This is a genomic window from Pseudomonas sp. SWRI68, assembly GCF_014269165.1.
In the GTDB taxonomy this organism is placed as follows: Bacteria; Pseudomonadota; Gammaproteobacteria; order Pseudomonadales; family Pseudomonadaceae; genus Aquipseudomonas; species Aquipseudomonas capeferrum.
In genome coordinates, this window is sequence record NZ_JABWRU010000020.1 from 16352 (window position 1) to 33587 (window position 17236).

At 63.6% G+C, this 17236-nt stretch carries 14 protein-coding genes; 12 read left to right on the forward strand and 2 right to left on the reverse strand.

The window, feature by feature from the left end; translation table 11 throughout:
* Window positions 1-20 precede the first annotated feature (20 nt).
* On the forward strand, window positions 21-338 hold the full coding sequence (locus HU770_RS22195) for a Rieske (2Fe-2S) protein (protein WP_186652590.1): 318 nt from the start codon (window positions 21-23) through the stop codon (window positions 336-338).
* Here the strand turns inward: HU770_RS22195 and sfsA are convergent.
* Both sfsA and HU770_RS22205 read right to left on the reverse strand, forming a co-directional pair.
* Entirely contained in the window at window positions 328-1041 is a 714-nt protein-coding gene (sfsA, locus tag HU770_RS22200) for a DNA/RNA nuclease SfsA (RefSeq protein WP_186652591.1), read from the reverse strand. The genes HU770_RS22195 and sfsA overlap by 11 nt on opposite strands.
* Window positions 1041-2213 (reverse strand): pyridoxal phosphate-dependent aminotransferase, encoded by a 1173-nt coding sequence (locus tag HU770_RS22205; protein WP_033701559.1) that lies wholly within the window; start codon window positions 2211-2213, stop codon window positions 1041-1043. The genes sfsA and HU770_RS22205 overlap by 1 nt, the downstream gene beginning before the upstream one ends.
* Before the next feature lie 210 nt (window positions 2214-2423).
* Here HU770_RS22205 and dksA point away from each other — a divergent pair, with 210 nt between their 5' ends.
* The 11 genes from dksA (at window position 2424) to acs (ending at window position 17222) form a co-directional block, all read left to right on the forward strand.
* Window positions 2424-2870 (forward strand): RNA polymerase-binding protein DksA, encoded by a 447-nt coding sequence (gene dksA / locus HU770_RS22210; RefSeq protein WP_095063786.1) that lies wholly within the window; start codon window positions 2424-2426, stop codon window positions 2868-2870.
* A gap of 63 nt (window positions 2871-2933) precedes the next feature.
* Window positions 2934-3821 (forward strand): tRNA glutamyl-Q(34) synthetase GluQRS, encoded by an 888-nt coding sequence (gene gluQRS / locus HU770_RS22215; protein ID WP_095063787.1) that lies wholly within the window; start codon window positions 2934-2936, stop codon window positions 3819-3821.
* Window positions 3822-4122: 301 nt separating this feature from the next.
* On the forward strand, window positions 4123-4299 hold the full coding sequence (locus tag HU770_RS22220; RefSeq protein WP_003250005.1) for a hypothetical protein: 177 nt from the start codon (window positions 4123-4125) through the stop codon (window positions 4297-4299).
* Window positions 4283-7258: a sensor histidine kinase gene (locus tag HU770_RS22225; RefSeq protein ID WP_077068659.1), complete on the forward strand. Its 2976-nt coding sequence runs from the start codon at window positions 4283-4285 to the stop codon at window positions 7256-7258. Before HU770_RS22220 ends, HU770_RS22225 begins: the two co-directional genes overlap by 17 nt.
* A 4-nt stretch (window positions 7259-7262) precedes the next feature.
* Window positions 7263-8702, forward strand: coding sequence for a sigma-54 dependent transcriptional regulator (locus HU770_RS22230; protein WP_047583820.1), 1440 nt, complete (start codon window positions 7263-7265; stop codon window positions 8700-8702).
* A gap of 798 nt (window positions 8703-9500) precedes the next feature.
* Window positions 9501-10889: a polynucleotide adenylyltransferase PcnB gene (locus HU770_RS22235; protein WP_033701566.1), complete on the forward strand. Its 1389-nt coding sequence runs from the start codon at window positions 9501-9503 to the stop codon at window positions 10887-10889.
* Entirely contained in the window at window positions 10886-11365 is a 480-nt protein-coding gene (gene folK, locus HU770_RS22240; RefSeq protein ID WP_186652592.1) for a 2-amino-4-hydroxy-6-hydroxymethyldihydropteridine diphosphokinase, read from the forward strand. The genes HU770_RS22235 and folK overlap by 4 nt, the downstream gene beginning before the upstream one ends.
* 246 nt (window positions 11366-11611) lie before the next feature.
* Complete coding sequence (gene panB / locus HU770_RS22245) at window positions 11612-12412, forward strand: 3-methyl-2-oxobutanoate hydroxymethyltransferase (RefSeq protein ID WP_033701569.1); 801 nt, start codon at window positions 11612-11614, stop codon at window positions 12410-12412.
* Window positions 12409-13272, forward strand: a complete 864-nt coding sequence (gene panC / locus HU770_RS22250; RefSeq protein ID WP_033701570.1) for a pantoate--beta-alanine ligase — start codon at window positions 12409-12411, stop codon at window positions 13270-13272. The genes panB and panC overlap by 4 nt, the downstream gene beginning before the upstream one ends.
* Window positions 13273-13468: 196 nt before the next feature.
* On the forward strand, window positions 13469-15133 hold the full coding sequence (gene pgi / locus HU770_RS22255) for a glucose-6-phosphate isomerase (protein WP_186652594.1): 1665 nt from the start codon (window positions 13469-13471) through the stop codon (window positions 15131-15133).
* 154 nt (window positions 15134-15287) lie between these two features.
* Window positions 15288-17222: an acetate--CoA ligase gene (gene acs, locus HU770_RS22260; protein ID WP_186665538.1), complete on the forward strand. Its 1935-nt coding sequence runs from the start codon at window positions 15288-15290 to the stop codon at window positions 17220-17222.
* The last annotated feature ends 14 nt before the right edge of the window (window positions 17223-17236 follow it).

Genomic DNA, 17236 nt, shown 5'->3' on the forward strand with positions numbered 1-17236 from the left:
TTTCACGAGTCTTCCTTGCCATGCACTTGCTTTGTACTTCCAGCTCATTGGCCGAGGGCCACAGCCGCGCCTTCAGCGTAGACGGCGTCGACCTGTTCGGCGTCCGCCGCCAGGGCCAGGTGTACCTTTATCGCAACCGCTGCCCACACCGGGGCATCCCCCTGAACTGGGCAACCGATGCGTTTCTCGATGACAGCGCCAGCCTGATTCACTGCGCCCATCATGGCGCCTTGTTTCTTATAGAGAACGGCGAATGCGTGGCTGGGCCTTGCGAGGGCGAGGTGCTGCAGGCCCTGGGCTGCCACGAAGACAGCCAGGGCATCTGGCTCACGGGTTGAGCAACACGGGCAATGGGCGGTTGATGACAATGCGTTCGGCATCCAGATGGGTGCCGTAGGCCAGCACCTCGACCCCTTCAGCCACGGCGGCGCGCAATGCCTGGGCATAGGCCGCGTCGATTTCCTCGGCTGGGCGCACCGCTCCGACCCCGGTCAGGTTCACACAATAAAGCTGCACGGCACGAACACCATTGCGGGCCAACGTCGCCAGCTCGCGCAGGTGCTTGGCGCCGCGCTGGGTGACGGCATCGGGGAATGCCGCAACGTCAGTGTCGGGGTAGCCCAGGGTCACGCTCTTGACCTCGACATAGGCCGGGCCGCTGTCGAACTCCAGGCGAAAATCGATGCGGCTGCCCTCTTCGCCATAGGCCACTTCGCGCCTGAGCGCCGTGAACCCGGCCAGCTCGCTGATCACACCGGCCCGCAACGCCTCTTCAACCAGTGCGTTGGCGCGCCCGGTGTTCACGCAGGCCAGCCGCCCCTGTGGCGTTTCGCTGATTTCCCAGGTGCCGGGCAGCTTGCGCTTGGGGTCGTTGGAGCGGCTGAACCATACCTGCCCGCCTTCGCGCATGCAGTTGAGCATGGAACCGGTGTTGGGGCAGTGAATGGTCAACTGCTCGCCACTGGCCAGTTCGATGTCCGCCAGAAACCGTTTGTAGCGACGCAGCAGGCGCCCCTGCTCGAGTGGAGGGAAGAATGCCATCAGCCTTGCCAACTGCGCAGGCCGCGAGCGATACGCTGCACCGCCTGTTCCAGGCGCGGCAGGCTCTGGGTGTAGGCAAACCGCACGTGATGCCCTGCCAGGTGGCGGCCAAAGTCCAGCCCAGGGGTGAACGCCACGTGCTCGGTTTCGAGGAAGTGCCGGCAGAAGGCGAAGGCATCGCCGCCGAAGGCGCTGATGTCGGCATACAGATAGAAGGCCCCCTGGGGCTCCACGGCAATGCCGAAGCCCAGCTCGCGCAACGCCGGCAGCAGGTAGTCGCGACGGCGGGCGAACTCGGCACGGCGCGCTTCCAGAATCGCCAGGGTTTGCGGCTGGAAGCACGCCAGCGCAGCATGCTGGGCCATGCTCGGCGCACTGATGTACAGGTTTTGCGCGAGTTTCTCCAGGTCAGCCACCGCGCCAGGCGGCGCCACCAGCCAGCCCAAGCGCCAGCCGGTCATGCCGAAATACTTGGAAAAACTATTCAGCACAAAGGCTTCATCGTCCACTTCCAGCACACTGGGGGCATCCATACCGTAGGTCAGCCCGTGGTAGATCTCGTCCACCACCAGGTGGCCATGGCGTTCGCGGGTGGCGGCGGACAGGCTGGCCAGCTCGGCACGGTCCAGCACCGTTCCGGTCGGGTTGGCCGGCGAGGCGACCAGGGCGCCGACCGTGTCCTTGTCCCAGTAGCGCTCAACCAGGTCGGCTGTCAGTTGGTAATTGACCTCTGGCCCCACCGGCACCAACTGTGCGCCGCCTTCAACCAGGCGCAGGAAGTGGCGGTTGCAGGGGTAGCCCGGGTCGGCCAGCAACCAGTGCTTGCCGGGGTCGACCAACAGGCTGCTGGCCAGCAACAGCGCGCCAGAGCCGCCTGGGGTGATCAAAATGCGCTCGGGGTCGACACTCACCCCGTAACGCTGCCCATAGAAACCGGCGATCGCCTCACGCAGCGCCGGCAGGCCACGGGCGGCGGTATAGCGGGTGTGGCCCGCAGCCAATGCCGCCTGGCCGGCCTCGACGATGGGCGCAGCCGTGGTGAAGTCCGGTTCGCCGATTTCCAGGTGGATCACGTCGTGCCCGGCCGCCTGCAGCTCGTTGGCCCGCGCCAGCAGCGCCATGACGTGGAAGGGTTCGATGGCGCGGCTGCGCGCACTGTAGGGGTGGGCCATGACCTTCTCTCAATTGGGTCTAAACTGGAGATTCTACCTCTGCGCACTACCGAACGTGTGGCTCGCACCGCTGTCAATTATCTGGATCGGGCGGGGTAGCGCACCCCTGATCTATCTGGTAAGTTCGGCGGCTAGCAGTCGCAGGGCCGGTAGTTGCCGGAGATGGAGCAGCCTGCGCATTGGATCAGATGAGTAAGAGGCGGTCTATTCATGTCCACCCTAGAAAAGCAAAAATCGAATCAATCTCTTCATGGCGTCGATCCTTACGAGGTAAAAAAGGGTGAGGAGTACATGGGTAAGCCCATGCGAGATCACTTCACCAAAGTCCTCAACGCCTGGAAACAAGACCTCATGGAGGGTGTCGATAAAACCGTCGACCACATGAAGGAAGAAGCGGCCAACTTCGCTGACCCTGCAGACCGTGCAAGCCAAGAAGAAGAGTTTGCACTGGAACTGCGTAGTCGGGATCGCGAGCGCAAGCTGATCAAGAAGATTGATAAAACCCTGCAGTTGATCCAGGACGAAGAATACGGCTGGTGTGAATCCTGCGGCATCGAGATCGGCCTGCGCCGTCTGGAAGCCCGCCCAACCGCCGACCTGTGCTTCGACTGCAAGGAAATCGCGGAGAAAAAGGAAAAAACCGTCGGCAAAGGCTGATCCTTTTCCCATCCGAACGGGGCGCATCTTGCGCCCCGTTTCATTTTCAGACGCACGACAGCCATGAACGACTCCAGCTACATCGGGCGCTTTGCCCCTACCCCCAGCGGTTTTCTGCACTTCGGCTCGCTGGTGGCCGCCCTCGCCTCCTGGCTCGATGCCCGCGCCGTCAATGGCCGCTGGCTGCTGCGCATGGAAGACACCGACCCGCCCCGGGAAATGCCCGGCGCCCGCGATGCCATCCTGCAGACTCTGGAGCGCTACGGGTTGGCGTGGGACGGCGAGGTGGTGTTCCAGAGCCAGCGCCACGATGCCTATGCAGCCGTGGTCGACCGCCTGTTCAACATGGGCCTGGCCTACGCCTGCACCTGTTCGCGCAAACAGCTCGAAGGCCACAACGGCATTTACCCGGGGTTGTGCCGTAACGCCGGGCATGCCCGCGAAGGTGCGGCGATCCGCCTGCGGGTGCCGGAGTTGATCTACCGGTTCAGCGACCGGGTGCAGGGCACGTTCGAGCAGCATCTGGGCCGCGAGGTAGGCGACTTCGTCATCCAGCGCCGTGACGGGTTGTACGCCTATCAGTTGGCCGTGGTGCTGGACGATGCCTGGCAAGGTGTTACCGATATCGTGCGCGGGGCCGACCTGCTGGACAACACACCGCGCCAGCTGTACCTGCAAGAGCTGCTGGGGTTCTCGCAGCCGCGCTACCTGCATATTCCGCTGATCGTGCAGCCGGATGGGCACAAGCTGGGCAAGTCGTACCGTTCGCCACCCCTGCAGGCGGAGCATGCTACACCGCTGCTGTTGCGGGCATTGCGGGCGTTGGGGCAGGAAGCAGACCCCGATTTGCTGTTGGCTACGCCGGCTGAAGTGTTGGCGATAGCCCGCCAGCAGTGGCGGCCGGAGGCGATTGCGCAGCGGACCACAGTGCCTGAAGCTGATTTGCGCTGAGCCTCGGATCTGACCGGCCAATGCGGTCAGTGTAGGAGCGGCCTTGTGTCGCGAAGGGCTGCAAAGCAGCCCCGGTAATAGGTGCGGCAGAGCTGAAATCCTGGGGCCGCTACGCGCCCCATCGCGACACAAGGCCGCTCCTGCAGGAATCGCGTGATGCTAAACACCGCGCATCTCACCAAAAACAAAAGCCCAATACTTTCAAAACCTTGGCTAACGCAATGGATTCCCGCTAGCATCCCCCCCGCCATTTGCGCCAATAATAAGTCCAAGCCCGCAGCGCCCAACCATCGAGGCCAGCATGTACATCTATCGTTTGGTCCTGCTTCTGGTCGTGGGGATCTACCTGTTCTCCCCGGCCATCATGGACTGGTGGATCGAACCAACCGGTGCCTGGTACCGCCCCTACCTGCTCTGGCTGATCCTGATCGTCGTCACCTTCATCCTGCAGAGCCAACGAGATGCCGATGAGCTTTAGCCTGACCCAGATGATCCTGATCAGCGCCGCGTACCTGATGGTACTGTTCGGCGTGGCCTGGATCAGCGAGCGCGGGCTGATTCCCCGTTCGATCATTCGCCACCCGCTGACCTACACCCTGTCTCTGGGCGTGTATGCCAGTGCCTGGGCCTTCTATGGCTCGGTCGGCCTGGCCTACCAGTACGGTTATGGCTTCCTGGCCTGCTACCTGGGGGTTTCCGGGGCCTTCCTGCTGGCGCCGGTGCTGCTCTACCCGATCCTCAAGATCACCCGCACCTATCAGCTATCGTCCCTGGCCGACCTGCTGGCGTTTCGCTTTCGCAGCACTTGGGCCGGCGCGCTGACCACCGTCATCATGCTGATTGGCGTATTGCCGTTGCTGGCCCTGCAGATCCAGGCGGTGGCCGATTCGATCAGCATCCTTACCGGCGAGCCGGTCAAGGCCAGGGTGGCCTTCGCCTTTTGTGCACTGATCACCCTGTTCACCATCTTCTTCGGCTCGCGGCACATCGCCACGCGCGAGAAGCACGAAGGGCTGGTGTTTGCCATTGCCTTCGAGTCGGTGATCAAACTGCTGGCCCTGGGCGGTATCGGGCTGTATGCCTTGTACGGTGTGTTCGGCGGCCCGCACGAGCTTGAAGTGTGGCTGCTGCAGAACCAGACCGCCCTGGCCGCACTGCACACACCGCTGCAGGAAGGGCCATGGCGCACCCTGCTGCTGGTGTTCTTCGCCTCGGCCATCGTCATGCCGCACATGTACCACATGGCCTTTACCGAAAACCTCAACCCGCGCTCGCTGGTCAGTGCCAGCTGGGGCCTGCCGCTGTTCCTGTTGCTGATGAGCCTGGCCGTGCCGCTGGTGCTATGGGCCGGCCTGCGCCTGGGCGCCAGCACCAACCCCGAGTACTTCACGCTGGGCCTTGGCATTGCTGCCAACAACGAGGCGCTGGCGCTGCTGGCGTATATAGGCGGCCTGTCAGCGGCCAGCGGGTTGATCATCGTCACCACCCTCGCGCTGTCGGGCATGGCCCTCAACCACCTGGTGCTGCCGCTGTACCAGCCGCCGGCCGAAGGCAACATCTACCGCTGGCTGAAATGGACACGCCGCGCGCTGATCGTCGCCATCATCACCGCCGGCTTCATGTTCTACCTGACCCAGAACAACCACCAGAGCCTGGCCAACCTGGGCATCGTCGCGTTTGTCGCCACCTTGCAGTTCCTGCCGGGCGTGCTGTCGGTACTGTATTGGCCGACCGCCAACCGCCGCGGCTTCATCGCCGGCTTGCTGGCCGGCACCCTGGTGTGGATGGTGACCATGCTGCTGCCGCTGTTGGGCAACCTGCAGGGCTTCTACATCCCGTTGCTGGACATGATCTATGTGCTCGACGACACCAGCTGGCACATGGCGGCCATCGCCTCGCTGGCGGCCAACGTCTTGCTGTTCACCCTGATCTCGCTGTTCACCAACGCCAGCAGCGAAGAGGTCAGCGCCGCCGAAGCGTGCGCGGTGGACAACGTGCGGCGCCCGCAGCGCCGTGAGCTGCATGCCGCCTCGCCGCAGGAGTTTGCCACCCAACTGGCCAAGCCATTGGGCGCCAAGGCCGCGCAGAAAGAAGTGGAACAAGCACTGCGCGACCTCTACCTGCCATTCGACGAGCGCCGCCCCTACGCGTTGCGCCGCCTGCGCGACCGCATCGAGGCCAACCTCTCGGGCCTGATGGGCCCGAGCGTGGCCCAGGACATGGTCGAGACCTTCCTGCCCTACAAGTCCGGCAACGAAAACTACGTCACCGAAGACATCCACTTCATCGAAAGCCGCCTGGAAGACTATCACTCACGCCTGACCGGCCTTGCCGCCGAGCTCGACGCCTTGCGCCGCTACCACCGCCAGACGCTGCAGGAACTGCCCATGGGCGTGTGCTCCCTGGCCAAGGACCAAGAGATCCTGATGTGGAACAAGGCCATGGAAGAGCTCACCGGCATCGCTGCCAAGCACGTGGTCGGGTCGCGCCTGGTGACCATCGGCGAACCGTGGCGCGGCCTGCTGCAAGGCTTCATCGACCTGCCCGACGAACACTTGCACAAGCAACGCCTGGCCCTCGACGGCCAGCCCCGTTGGCTGAACCTGCACAAGGCCGCCATCGACGAGCCACTGGCACCGGGTAACAGCGGCCTGGTGCTGCTGGTCGAAGACCTGACCGAAACCCAGGCCCTGGAAGACAAGCTGGTGCACTCCGAGCGCCTGGCCAGCATCGGCCGCCTGGCGGCGGGCGTGGCCCACGAAATCGGCAACCCGATCACCGGCATCGCCTGCCTGGCGCAGAACCTGCGCGAGGAACGCGAGGGCGATGGCGAGATCACCGAGCTGTCGAGCCAGATTCTGGAGCAGACCAAACGGGTATCGCGCATTGTCCAGTCGTTGATGAGCTTCGCCCATGCCGGTGGCAGCCACCAGAACAGCGAAGAGCCGGTGTGCCTGGCCGAAGTGGCGCAGGATGCCATCGGCCTGCTGGCGTTGAACCGGCGCAACTTCGAAGTCCAGTTCTTCAACCTCTGCGACCCGGAACACTGGGCCGAAGGGGACCCCCAGCGCCTGGCCCAGGTGCTGATCAACCTGCTCTCCAATGCCCGCGACGCGTCGCCGCCCGGCAGTGCCGTGCGCGTGCGTAGCGAAATCAGCGAACACACCGTCGACCTGATCGTCGAAGACGAGGGCAGTGGCATCCCGAAGAACATCATGGACCGCCTGTTCGAACCCTTCTTCACCACCAAGGACCCGGGCGAAGGAACCGGACTGGGGCTCGCTCTGGTCTATTCCATCGTGGAAGAGCATTATGGGCAAATCACCATCGACAGCCCTGCCGATATCGAACGGCAACGTGGCACCCGGATCCGCGTGACCCTGCCCCGGCATGTCGTAGCGACGTCCCCTGAAATTCGAGACCGTCGAGAGAATTGAATCAATGCCGCATATTCTGATCGTCGAAGACGAAACCATCATCCGCTCGGCCTTGCGTCGCCTGCTCGAGCGGAACCAGTACCAAGTCAGCGAAGCCGGCTCGGTGCAGGAAGCCCAGGAACGCTTCAGCATTGCCACCTTCGACCTGATCGTCAGCGACCTGCGCCTGCCGGGCGCACCTGGCACCGAGCTGATCAAGCTCGGCCAGGGCACCCCGGTGCTGATCATGACCAGTTACGCCAGCCTGCGCTCGGCGGTGGATTCGATGAAAATGGGCGCGGTGGACTACATCGCCAAGCCCTTCGACCACGACGAGATGCTACAAGCTGTGGCGCGCATCCTCCGTGACCGGCCAAGCGCGCCCGCTGCCGCACCGGCTACCGAGCCGCGCAGCAACGGCAAGGCCGCCGCTGCCGACAAGGGCAGCAATGCCTCGGCCAACGGCGAAATTGGCATCATCGGCTCGTGCCCGCCGATGCAGGACATGTACAGCAAGATCCGCAAGGTGGCGCCGACCGATTCCAATGTCCTGATCCAGGGCGAATCGGGCACCGGCAAGGAGCTGGTCGCCCGCGCCCTGCACAACCTGTCGCGGCGGGCCAAGGCACCGATGATCTCGGTGAACTGCGCGGCCATCCCCGAGACCCTGATCGAGTCCGAGTTGTTCGGCCACGAAAAAGGCGCCTTCACCGGCGCCAGCGCAGGGCGCGCCGGGCTGGTTGAAGCGGCGGACGGCGGCACCTTGTTCCTCGATGAGATCGGCGAATTGCCACTGGAAGCACAGGCTCGCCTGCTGCGCGTGCTGCAGGAAGGCGAAATCCGCCGGGTCGGCTCGGTGCAGTCGCAAAAGGTCGATGTGCGCCTGATTGCCGCGACCCACCGCGACCTGAAAAACCTGGCCAAGGCCGGCCAGTTCCGTGAAGACCTTTATTACCGCCTGCACGTGATCGCCCTGAAACTGCCCGCCCTGCGTGAGCGCGGCAGCGACGTCAACGAGATTGCCAGCGCCTTCCTGGCCCGCCAGAGCGCACGCATCGGCCGTGATGACCTGCACTTCTCTGCCGACGCCGAACAGGCCATTCGTCATTACAGCTGGCCGGGTAACGTGCGTGAGCTGGAAAACGCCGTCGAGCGCGCGGTGATTCTCAGCGAGAGCGCAGAAATTTCCGCCGACCTGCTGGGCATCGACATCGAGCTGAGCGACCTGGAAGACGACGACCTGCTCGACAACGCCCTGGGCGGCGCCAGCGCTGGCAATGCCAGCCATGAGCCGACCGAGGACCTGTCACTGGAGGACTACTTCCAGCACTTCGTCCTGGAGCACCAGGACCACATGACCGAGACAGAGCTTGCCCGCAAGCTTGGCGTCAGCCGCAAATGCCTGTGGGAACGCCGTCAGCGCCTGGGCATCCCGCGGCGCAAGAGTAACGCTACCAGCGAGTAATTCAACCTGCCCAGTGTTCGCCGCAGCAAGTGCGGCGCCTGGGAGATCGAGCGCCGCCCGCGCGGCGCTCGATCGCATAGGCGCTGAACAGGTTGTGGCGAACACACTTGGCCTTGGGCACACCCCAGGTAACACATCAGTTACCGCAAAAATCTGTTACCCAACCTTTCAGACGTAACAGTTGCCGAGGTGTACGGTAACGAAACCCCGCCATTTTCCGCCCACCAGAATCCTGCAAAAACCTGCAAACCCTTGATTTCATTGGGTTTCGAAAAGTTGGCACGGCACCTGCTATATGCTTAGTACAAAAACAATAACAAGCACTGCAACTCATAATAAGAACAAGACGAAACGGCTCACGCACAATAAAAACAAGACGGCGGAGGCGCAGCTAACTGATTCTTTTGGAGAGGATGCGTGTTTGGGGCTTGCCCCACGACCAGGCAGAGAACAACAAAAACTGCACTAAAAAGCAGCGCCTGAACTGGTTGGATCGACAGATCAACGTGACATCAGCGGCCAAAGCAATCCGTTTGCTCTTTACCCCTGGATTAGGGGTCGTCCACAAGCTTTGCGATTTGTGGGCAGGGCACTCAACAAAAACAAAAAGCCCAGCAAAAAAATAATAAGAGCACGCAACGACTTCTTGGGGAGCTTAGGCTCCCCTTGTCGTTTCTCCCTTCTGGCAGTCATCCTGCTACCCGCCTACACCATTCCTTGAGTAAATGCTAGAATCCCCGCCCATCATGCGGCCATTCTCCTATTCTTGGCCGAACATTCCTTCAAACAGTGCATCCCATGCTGAAGAAGCTGTTCCAGTCGTTCCGCCCTCCCGTACCGGGCCAGCACCACAGGCGCACCACGCCCGAGGTGATCAACAAGAGCCAACACTCGCTGCAACGCCACCAGTTCAGCCGCCACGCGGTGAACATCGTCGAGCGCCTGCAGAGTGCGGGCTACCAGGCTTACCTGGTCGGTGGCTGTGTCCGCGACCTGATGCTGGGCATCACGCCCAAAGACTTCGACGTCGCCACCAGCGCCACGCCCGAACAGGTCCGTGCCGAGTTCCGTAACGCGCGCATCATTGGTCGCCGCTTCAAGCTGGTCCACGTGCATTTCGGCCGTGAAATCATCGAAGTCGCCACCTTCCGCGCCCACCACTCGGAAGACGACCAAGGTGATAACCACCGTTCGTCGCACAATGCCAGTGGCCGCATCCTGCGTGACAACGTGTACGGCACCCTGGAAGAAGACGCGCAACGCCGCGACTTCACCATCAATGCCCTCTACTACGACCCCGTCAGCGAGCGCATCCTCGATTACGCCAACGGCGTGCACGATGTGCGCAACCGCCTGTTGCGCCTGATCGGTGACCCAACCCACCGCTACCAGGAAGACCCGGTGCGCATGCTGCGTGCCGTGCGTTTCGCCGCCAAGCTCGACTTCGGCATCGAGAAGCACACGGTGCAGCCGATCCGCGAGTTGGCCCCGCTGCTGCGCGAGATCCCGCCTGCGCGCCTGTTCGAGGAAAGCCTGAAGCTGTTCCTCTCGGGCCAAGGTGCGATGGCCTTCGAAATGCTGGTCGACCTGCAGCTGTTCGAGCCGTTGTTCCCGGCCAGCGCGCAAGCCCTGGACGAACGCCCGAGCTACACCCACACCTTGATCAGCCAGGCGCTGACCAACACCGATCTGCGCGTCAAACAGGGCAAACCGGTCACGCCGGCCTTCCTCTTCGCCGCGCTGCTGTGGCCCGCCCTGCCGGCCCGTGTGCTGCACCTGCAAAACCAGGGTGTGCCACCGATCCCAGCCATGAACGGTGCGGCCCACGACCTGATCGCCGAACAGTGCGCACGCATTGCTATCCCGAAGCGGTTCACCCTGCCGATCCGCGAGATCTGGGACATGCAGGAACGCCTGCCACGTCGCAGCGGCAAGCGCGCCGACCAACTGCTGGACAACCCGCGCTTCCGTGCCGGTTACGACTTCCTGCTGCTGCGTGAAAGCGCTGGCGAGGAAACCGATGACCTCGGCCAATGGTGGACTGACTACCAAGATGCCAACGACAGCCAGCGCCGCGACATGATCCGTGAGCTGGGCAGCCGCGACGAAGGTACCGGCGCCGGCCCGCGCAAGCGCAAACGCAGCCCCAGCAAGCGTAAACGCGGTGGCGACGAGGCGTTCGAGTGACAACGCGCGCCTACATCGGCCTGGGCAGCAACCTGGACGCGCCTGCAGAACAACTGCAGAACGCCTTCCAGGCGCTGGGCCAGGCCGAAGGCACCCGCCTGGTGGCGGCCTCGGGCCTGTTCACCAGCGACTCGCTGCTGCCTGGCCAGCCGCGCTACACCAACGCCGTGGCGGCGCTCGACACCTCGCTCGAGCCATTGGCCCTGCTCGACGCCCTGCAGGCCATCGAAAATGACCAGGGCCGCGTGCGCAAGGAGCGTTGGGGCCCTCGCACGCTCGACCTGGATATCCTGCTGTTCGGCGACCAGCTGATCGACGTGCCGCGCCTGCAGGTACCGCATTACCACATGCACGCCCGCGCCTTCGTGCTGTACCCCCTGGCCGAACTGGTGCCAGACGGCTTCTGCCTGCCCGATGGCCGCGAACTCGCCGAGCTCATCAGCGCCTGCCCGTTCGTCGGTCTCGAGCGCCTGTAATTCGGGCGCTCCAGGCGACGGTAACGCCAGTAACACCCTGTTCGTAACAATGCGGTAACAGGGTGATTGACTTCCCCCACCTCGCTCACGACTATAGGCGTCCCGTGTGGCACCCCTGTGCCGCATACCCGTATTTAGGCCCGGACGGACCTGCGAACATCACGCGCGATGATGTGCCGCTCCGGAAGATGACTACACGCGTTGTATGCAGTCGTTTTAACAGCGCCTGAACGAGGATTTTCCTACATGCCTGAAGTAACCCTGACCACCCTGCATGGCCTCAAGGCCAAGGGTGAAAAAATCACCATGCTGACCTGCTACGACGCGACCTTCGCCAAGGCCGCCAGCCAGGCCGGTGTCGAAGTGTTGCTGGTGGGCGACTCGCTGGGGATGGTCCTGCAAGGCCACGACAGCACACTGCCTGTGACCACGGCGGAAATGGCCTACCACACTGCCTGCGTCAAGCGTGGCAACGATGGCGCGCTGATTCTGGCCGACCTGCCGTTCATGGCGCACGCCACCCCCGAGCAGGCCTTCGCCAACTGCGCCACGCTGATGCAGGCCGGCGCCCACATGATCAAGCTCGAAGGCGCCGCCTGGCTGGCCGAGACCGTTCGCCTGCTGGCCGAGCGCGGTGTACCGGTGTGTGCGCACATGGGCCTGACGCCACAGACCGTCAACGTGCTGGGCGGTTACAAGGTGCAGGGCCGCCAGGAAGCCCAGGCGCGGCAGATGCGTGCCGACGCCATTGCCTTGGAACAGGCCGGCGCGGCCATGCTGCTGCTCGAATGCGTGCCAAGTGAACTGGCAGCGGAAATCACCCAGGCGGTGAGCATTCCGGTGATCGGCATCGGCGCCGGCAGCGCCACCGATGGCCAGGTGCTGGTACTGCACGACATGCTCGGCCTGTCGCTGAGTGGCCGGGTACCGAAGTTCGTGAAGAACTTCATGGCCGGCCAGCCGGACATCGACAGCGCCCTCGCCGCCTACGTGAAGGCGGTCAAGGACGTCAGCTTCCCCGCCAGCGAACATGGGTTCAGCGCATGAACACTGTCAAGACCGTCCGTGAACTGCGCGCCGCCGTTGGCCGCGCCCGCGGCGAAGGCAAGCGCATCGCGTTCGTGCCGACCATGGGCAACCTGCACAGCGGCCATGCCGCCCTGGTGACCAAGGCCGCCCAGCGAGCCGATTTCGTGGTTGCCAGCATCTTCGTCAACCCGCTGCAGTTCGGCGTCAATGAAGACCTCGACGCCTACCCGCGTACCCTGGCTGCCGACCAGGAGCGCTTGCTCCAGGCCGGCTGCAACCTGCTGTTTGCCCCGACTGTCGACGAGATGTACCCCGACGGCATGAGCGTGCAAACCCGGGTAAGCGTGCCCCAGCTCTCCGAAGGCCTGTGCGGCGCCAGCCGGCCAGGGCATTTCGAGGGTGTGGCAACGGTGGTCAGCAAGCTGTTCAACATGGTCCAGCCGGACCTCGCCGTGTTCGGCGAGAAGGACTTCCAGCAGTTGGCCGTGATCCGCGCCATGGTGCGCGACCTGAACATGCCCATCCAGATCATCGGTGAGCCTACCGTGCGCGCCGAGGACGGCCTGGCGCTGTCGTCGCGCAACGGTTACCTCACGCCCGAGCAACGTGTTACCGCGCCTGCGCTGTACCGCACCCTGCAGCACATCGGGGCGGCGCTTGGCCGTGGCCAGCGTGATTTTGCGGCACTGGCCGCAGAAGGGCTGGCGCAACTGACCGCTGCGGGGTTGCGCCCGGACTACCTGGAAATTCGCCATGCCGTGAGCCTGCGCCCGGCGCTGATCGATGATCGGGACCTGGTGGTGATCGCGGCGGCTTACCTGGGTAACACCCGGTTGATCGACAACCTGTACCTGCACGTGGAAGACAAGACCGCCTGATCACGCGGTTTTCCGGGGGCGTTTTGCGCCCCTTTCGCGGCGCAAGGCCGCCCCCGCAACACACCGTGCAGATGCCCCGCGATATCCCGTCACGCCCCCCATTCCCCCCGCGCCGCCAATGCCTATAATGACTGCCTGCAACTGACAGCCAAGGCCAATGTCCAAGGCCTCACAACGCACCAAGGAACCCTCCGCAATGGCGTATTACCGTACACCCCATGATGTGACGGCCCTGCCCGCATGGCAGGCGCTCCAGCAACACCGCGACGCCATGCAAGACTTCAGCATGCGTGACGCCTTCGCCGCCGACCCCAAGCGCTTTGACCAGTTCTCGCTGAGCTGCTGCGGCTTGTTTCTCGACTACTCGAAGAACCTGATCAACGAACAAAGCCGTGACCTGCTGGTGAACCTGGCCAAAGAAGTCGGCTTGCAAGATGCCATCAAGTCGATGTTCAACGGCGAGATCATCAACGCCTCCGAAGGCCGCCCGGTGTTGCACACCGCCCTGCGCCGCCCGGTCGGCGACAAGCTCAGCGTCAACGGCGTCAACGTGATGCCCGAAGTGCACAAGGTGCTCAACCAGATCACTGAACTGGTGGGGCGCATCCACGACGGCCTGTGGCGCGGTTACAGCGAAAAACCGATCACCGACGTGGTCAACATCGGCATCGGTGGCTCGTTCCTCGGCCCCGAGCTGGTCTCCGAGGCACTGCTGCCCTACGCGCAACGTGGCGTGCGCTGCCACTACCTGGCGAACATCGATGGCAGCGAGTTCCACGAACTGTCGGCCAACCTGCGCGCCGAAACCACCCTGTTCATCGTTTCGTCGAAGTCGTTCAACACCCTCGAGACGCTGAAGAACGCCATGGCCGCGCGTACCTGGTACCTGGCCCAGGGCGGTTCGGAAGCCGAGCTGTATCGCCACTTCATCGCTGTTTCCAGCAACAAGGCCGCCGCCGTGGCCTTCGGCATTCGTGAAGAAAACATCTTCCCGATGTGGGACTGGGTGGGTGGGCGCTATTCGCTGTGGTCGGCCATCGGCCTGCCGATCGCCCTGGCCATCGGCACCGCCAACTTCAAGGAGCTGCTGTCTGGCGCCTACACCATGGACCAGCACTTCCAGACCGCGCCGTTCGAACAGAACATGCCAGTGCTGCTGGCCCTGCTGGGCGTGTGGTATGGCAACTTCTGGGGCGCGCGCAGCCATGCGATCCTGCCGTATGACCACTACCTGCGTAACATCACCAAGCACCTGCAACAGCTGGACATGGAGTCCAATGGCAAGCGCGTGCTGCAGGACGGCACACCGGTGAACACCGACACCGGCCCGGTAATCTGGGGTGGCGTTGGCTGCAACGGCCAGCATGCCTACCACCAGTTGCTGCACCAAGGCACCCAGCTGATTCCGGCTGACTTCATCGTGCCGGTGGTGAGCTTCAACCCGGTTGCCGACCACCACCAGTGGCTGTACGCCAACTGCCTGTCGCAGAGCCAGGCGCTGATGCTCGGCAAGACCCGTGACGAAGCCGAGACCGAACTGCGCGGCAAAGGCCTGAACGAAGCAGACATCGAGAAGCTGGCACCACACAAGGTGATCCCGGGCAACCGCCCGAGCAACACCCTGGTGGTCGAGCGCATCAGCCCGCGCCGCCTGGGCGCACTGGTGGCGATGTATGAGCACAAGGTCTTCGTGCAGAGCGTGATCTGGGGCATCAATGCCTTCGACCAGTGGGGCGTGGAGCTGGGCAAAGAGCTGGGCAAGGGTGTCTACCAGCGCCTTGTAGGCAGCCTGGAAGACAGCGCCGAAGACGGTTCGACCCAGGGCCTGATCAACTACTTCCGCGGCCGTCACCGCGGTTGATGCCAGCGGGGCCACCCGCCAGCTGAGATGACAGAAGGGCTCACCGCCAAGGTGGGCCCTTCGTCTTTCATGCCCAGGCGAACCCAGCCTGGCTACACTTGTCCATCGAATAGCCGTTGCAGTCCATCGCCCCGACAAGAGCAGGACAACCGCCATGTTCGATATACGCGACTACCCCCAGGCCCTGGCCGTCAGCCAATCGGCCGCCCTCACTGACGAAGAGTACCGCCGCCTCTACCAGCAATCGGTCGACGACCCCGATACGTTCTGGGCCGAGCAGGCCAAGCGCCTGGGCTGGGTCAAGCCCTGGTCGAGCGTGCAGCAATGCGACCTGAAAACCGGCAAGGCCCGTTGGTTCGACGGCGGCCAGCTGAACGTCAGTTACAACTGCATCGACCGCCACCTGGCCACGCGCGGCGAACAGACCGCCTTGCTCTGGGAAGGCGACGACCCTAAAGACGCCAAGGCCATCAGCTACCGCGAATTGCACCGCCAGGTCTGCCGCCTTGCCAATGCCCTGAAAGCGCGTGGGGTGAAAAAGGGCGACCGGGTCTGCATCTACATGCCAATGATCCCTGAAGCGGCCTTTGCCATGCTCGCCTGCACGCGGCTGGGCGCTGTGCACTCGGTGGTGTTTGGGGGCTTTTCGCCCGATGCCCTGCGCGACCGCATCCTCGATGCCGATTGCCGCACCGTGATCACCGCCGATGAAGGCGTGCGCGGGGGCAAGCGCATCCCGCTGAAGCTGAACGTCGACAAGGCACTGGCCAACTGCCCCGATGTCAGCAGCGTATTCGTCGTGCGCCGCACCGGTGGCGACATCGCCTGGGATGAACGCCGCGACCTCTGGTATCACCAGGCAACCGAGCAGGCGGGTGACGACTGCCCGCCCGAACCCATGGGCGCAGAAGACCCGCTGTTCATCCTCTACACCTCTGGCAGCACCGGCAAACCCAAAGGCGTGTTGCATACCACCGCAGGCTACCTGCTGCAGGCCACACTCACTTTCAAGGTGGTGTTCGACTACCGCGAGGGTGAGGTGTTCTGGTGCACGGCGGACGTGGGCTGGGTCACCGGCCACAGCTACATCGTCTATGGCCCGCTGGCCAATGGTGCGATTTCACTGATGTTCGAAGGCGTGCCCAATTACCCGGACACATCGCGCTTCTGGCAGGTGGTGGACAAGCACCAGGTGAACATCTTCTACACCGCGCCCACGGCCTTGCGCGCCCTCATGCGCGAAGGCTCCGGCCCGCTGCAGAGCACCTCGCGCCAGAGCCTGCGCCTGCTCGGCAGTGTTGGCGAGCCGATCAACCCGGAAGCGTGGGAATGGTATTTCGAAGAAGTCGGGCGCAAGCGCTGCCCGATCGTCGATACCTGGTGGCAGACTGAAACCGGCGGCATCATGCTCACCCCGTTGCCCAGCACGCAGCGGCTCAAGCCCGGCTGCGCCAGCCAGCCCATGTTCGGTGTGCAGCCAGTGCTGCTGGACGAAAAAGGCGCACTCATCGAAGGCCCCGGCGCCGGCCTGCTGGCCATCAAGGCCAGTTGGCCCGGGCAGATTCGCAGCGTCTATGGCGACCATCAGCGCATGGTCGAAACCTACTTCAAGCCCCTGCCCGGCTACTACTTCACCGGTGACGGCGCACGCCGCGATGCCGATGGCGACTACTGGATAACCGGGCGCATCGACGACGTTATCAACGTGTCCGGCCACCGCATCGGCACGGCCGAGGTGGAAAGCGCGCTGGTCCTGCACGACAGCGTCGCCGAAGCGGCAGTGGTCGGCTACCCCCATGACCTCAAGGGCCAGGGAGTGTACGCCTTTGTCACGACCATGAACGGCGTGGACCCGGACGACGCGCTCAAGGCCGAACTGCTGGCCCTGGTCAGCAAGGAAATCGGCAGCTTCGCCAAACCGGAACTGATCCAATGGGCGCCGGCGCTGCCCAAAACCCGCTCGGGCAAGATCATGCGGCGTATACTGCGCAAGATCGCCTGCAACGAGCTGGAAAACCTCGGCGATACCTCGACCCTGGCCGACCCGAGCGTGGTCCAGGGCTTGATCGACAAACGCCTCAACCAATAGCCGGCGGCACATGT

What these genes read in the sequence shown, in the direction of transcription:
- HU770_RS22195 (WP_186652590.1), top strand. Translation starts at nt 21, where the DNA reads ATGCACTTGCTTTGTACTTCCAGCTCATTGGCCGAGGGCCACAGCCGC.
- sfsA (WP_186652591.1), bottom strand. Translation starts at nt 1,041, where the DNA reads ATGGCATTCTTCCCTCCACTCGAGCAGGGGCGCCTGCTGCGTCGCTAC.
- HU770_RS22205 (WP_033701559.1), bottom strand. Translation starts at nt 2,213, where the DNA reads ATGGCCCACCCCTACAGTGCGCGCAGCCGCGCCATCGAACCCTTCCAC.
- dksA (WP_095063786.1), top strand. Translation starts at nt 2,424, where the DNA reads ATGTCCACCCTAGAAAAGCAAAAATCGAATCAATCTCTTCATGGCGTC.
- gluQRS (WP_095063787.1), top strand. Translation starts at nt 2,934, where the DNA reads ATGAACGACTCCAGCTACATCGGGCGCTTTGCCCCTACCCCCAGCGGT.
- HU770_RS22220 (WP_003250005.1), top strand. Translation starts at nt 4,123, where the DNA reads ATGTACATCTATCGTTTGGTCCTGCTTCTGGTCGTGGGGATCTACCTG.
- HU770_RS22225 (WP_077068659.1), top strand. Translation starts at nt 4,283, where the DNA reads ATGCCGATGAGCTTTAGCCTGACCCAGATGATCCTGATCAGCGCCGCG.
- HU770_RS22230 (WP_047583820.1), top strand. Translation starts at nt 7,263, where the DNA reads ATGCCGCATATTCTGATCGTCGAAGACGAAACCATCATCCGCTCGGCC.
- HU770_RS22235 (WP_033701566.1), top strand. Translation starts at nt 9,501, where the DNA reads ATGCTGAAGAAGCTGTTCCAGTCGTTCCGCCCTCCCGTACCGGGCCAG.
- panB (WP_033701569.1), top strand. Translation starts at nt 11,612, where the DNA reads ATGCCTGAAGTAACCCTGACCACCCTGCATGGCCTCAAGGCCAAGGGT.
- panC (WP_033701570.1), top strand. Translation starts at nt 12,409, where the DNA reads ATGAACACTGTCAAGACCGTCCGTGAACTGCGCGCCGCCGTTGGCCGC.
- pgi (WP_186652594.1), top strand. Translation starts at nt 13,469, where the DNA reads ATGGCGTATTACCGTACACCCCATGATGTGACGGCCCTGCCCGCATGG.
- acs (WP_186665538.1), top strand. Translation starts at nt 15,288, where the DNA reads ATGTTCGATATACGCGACTACCCCCAGGCCCTGGCCGTCAGCCAATCG.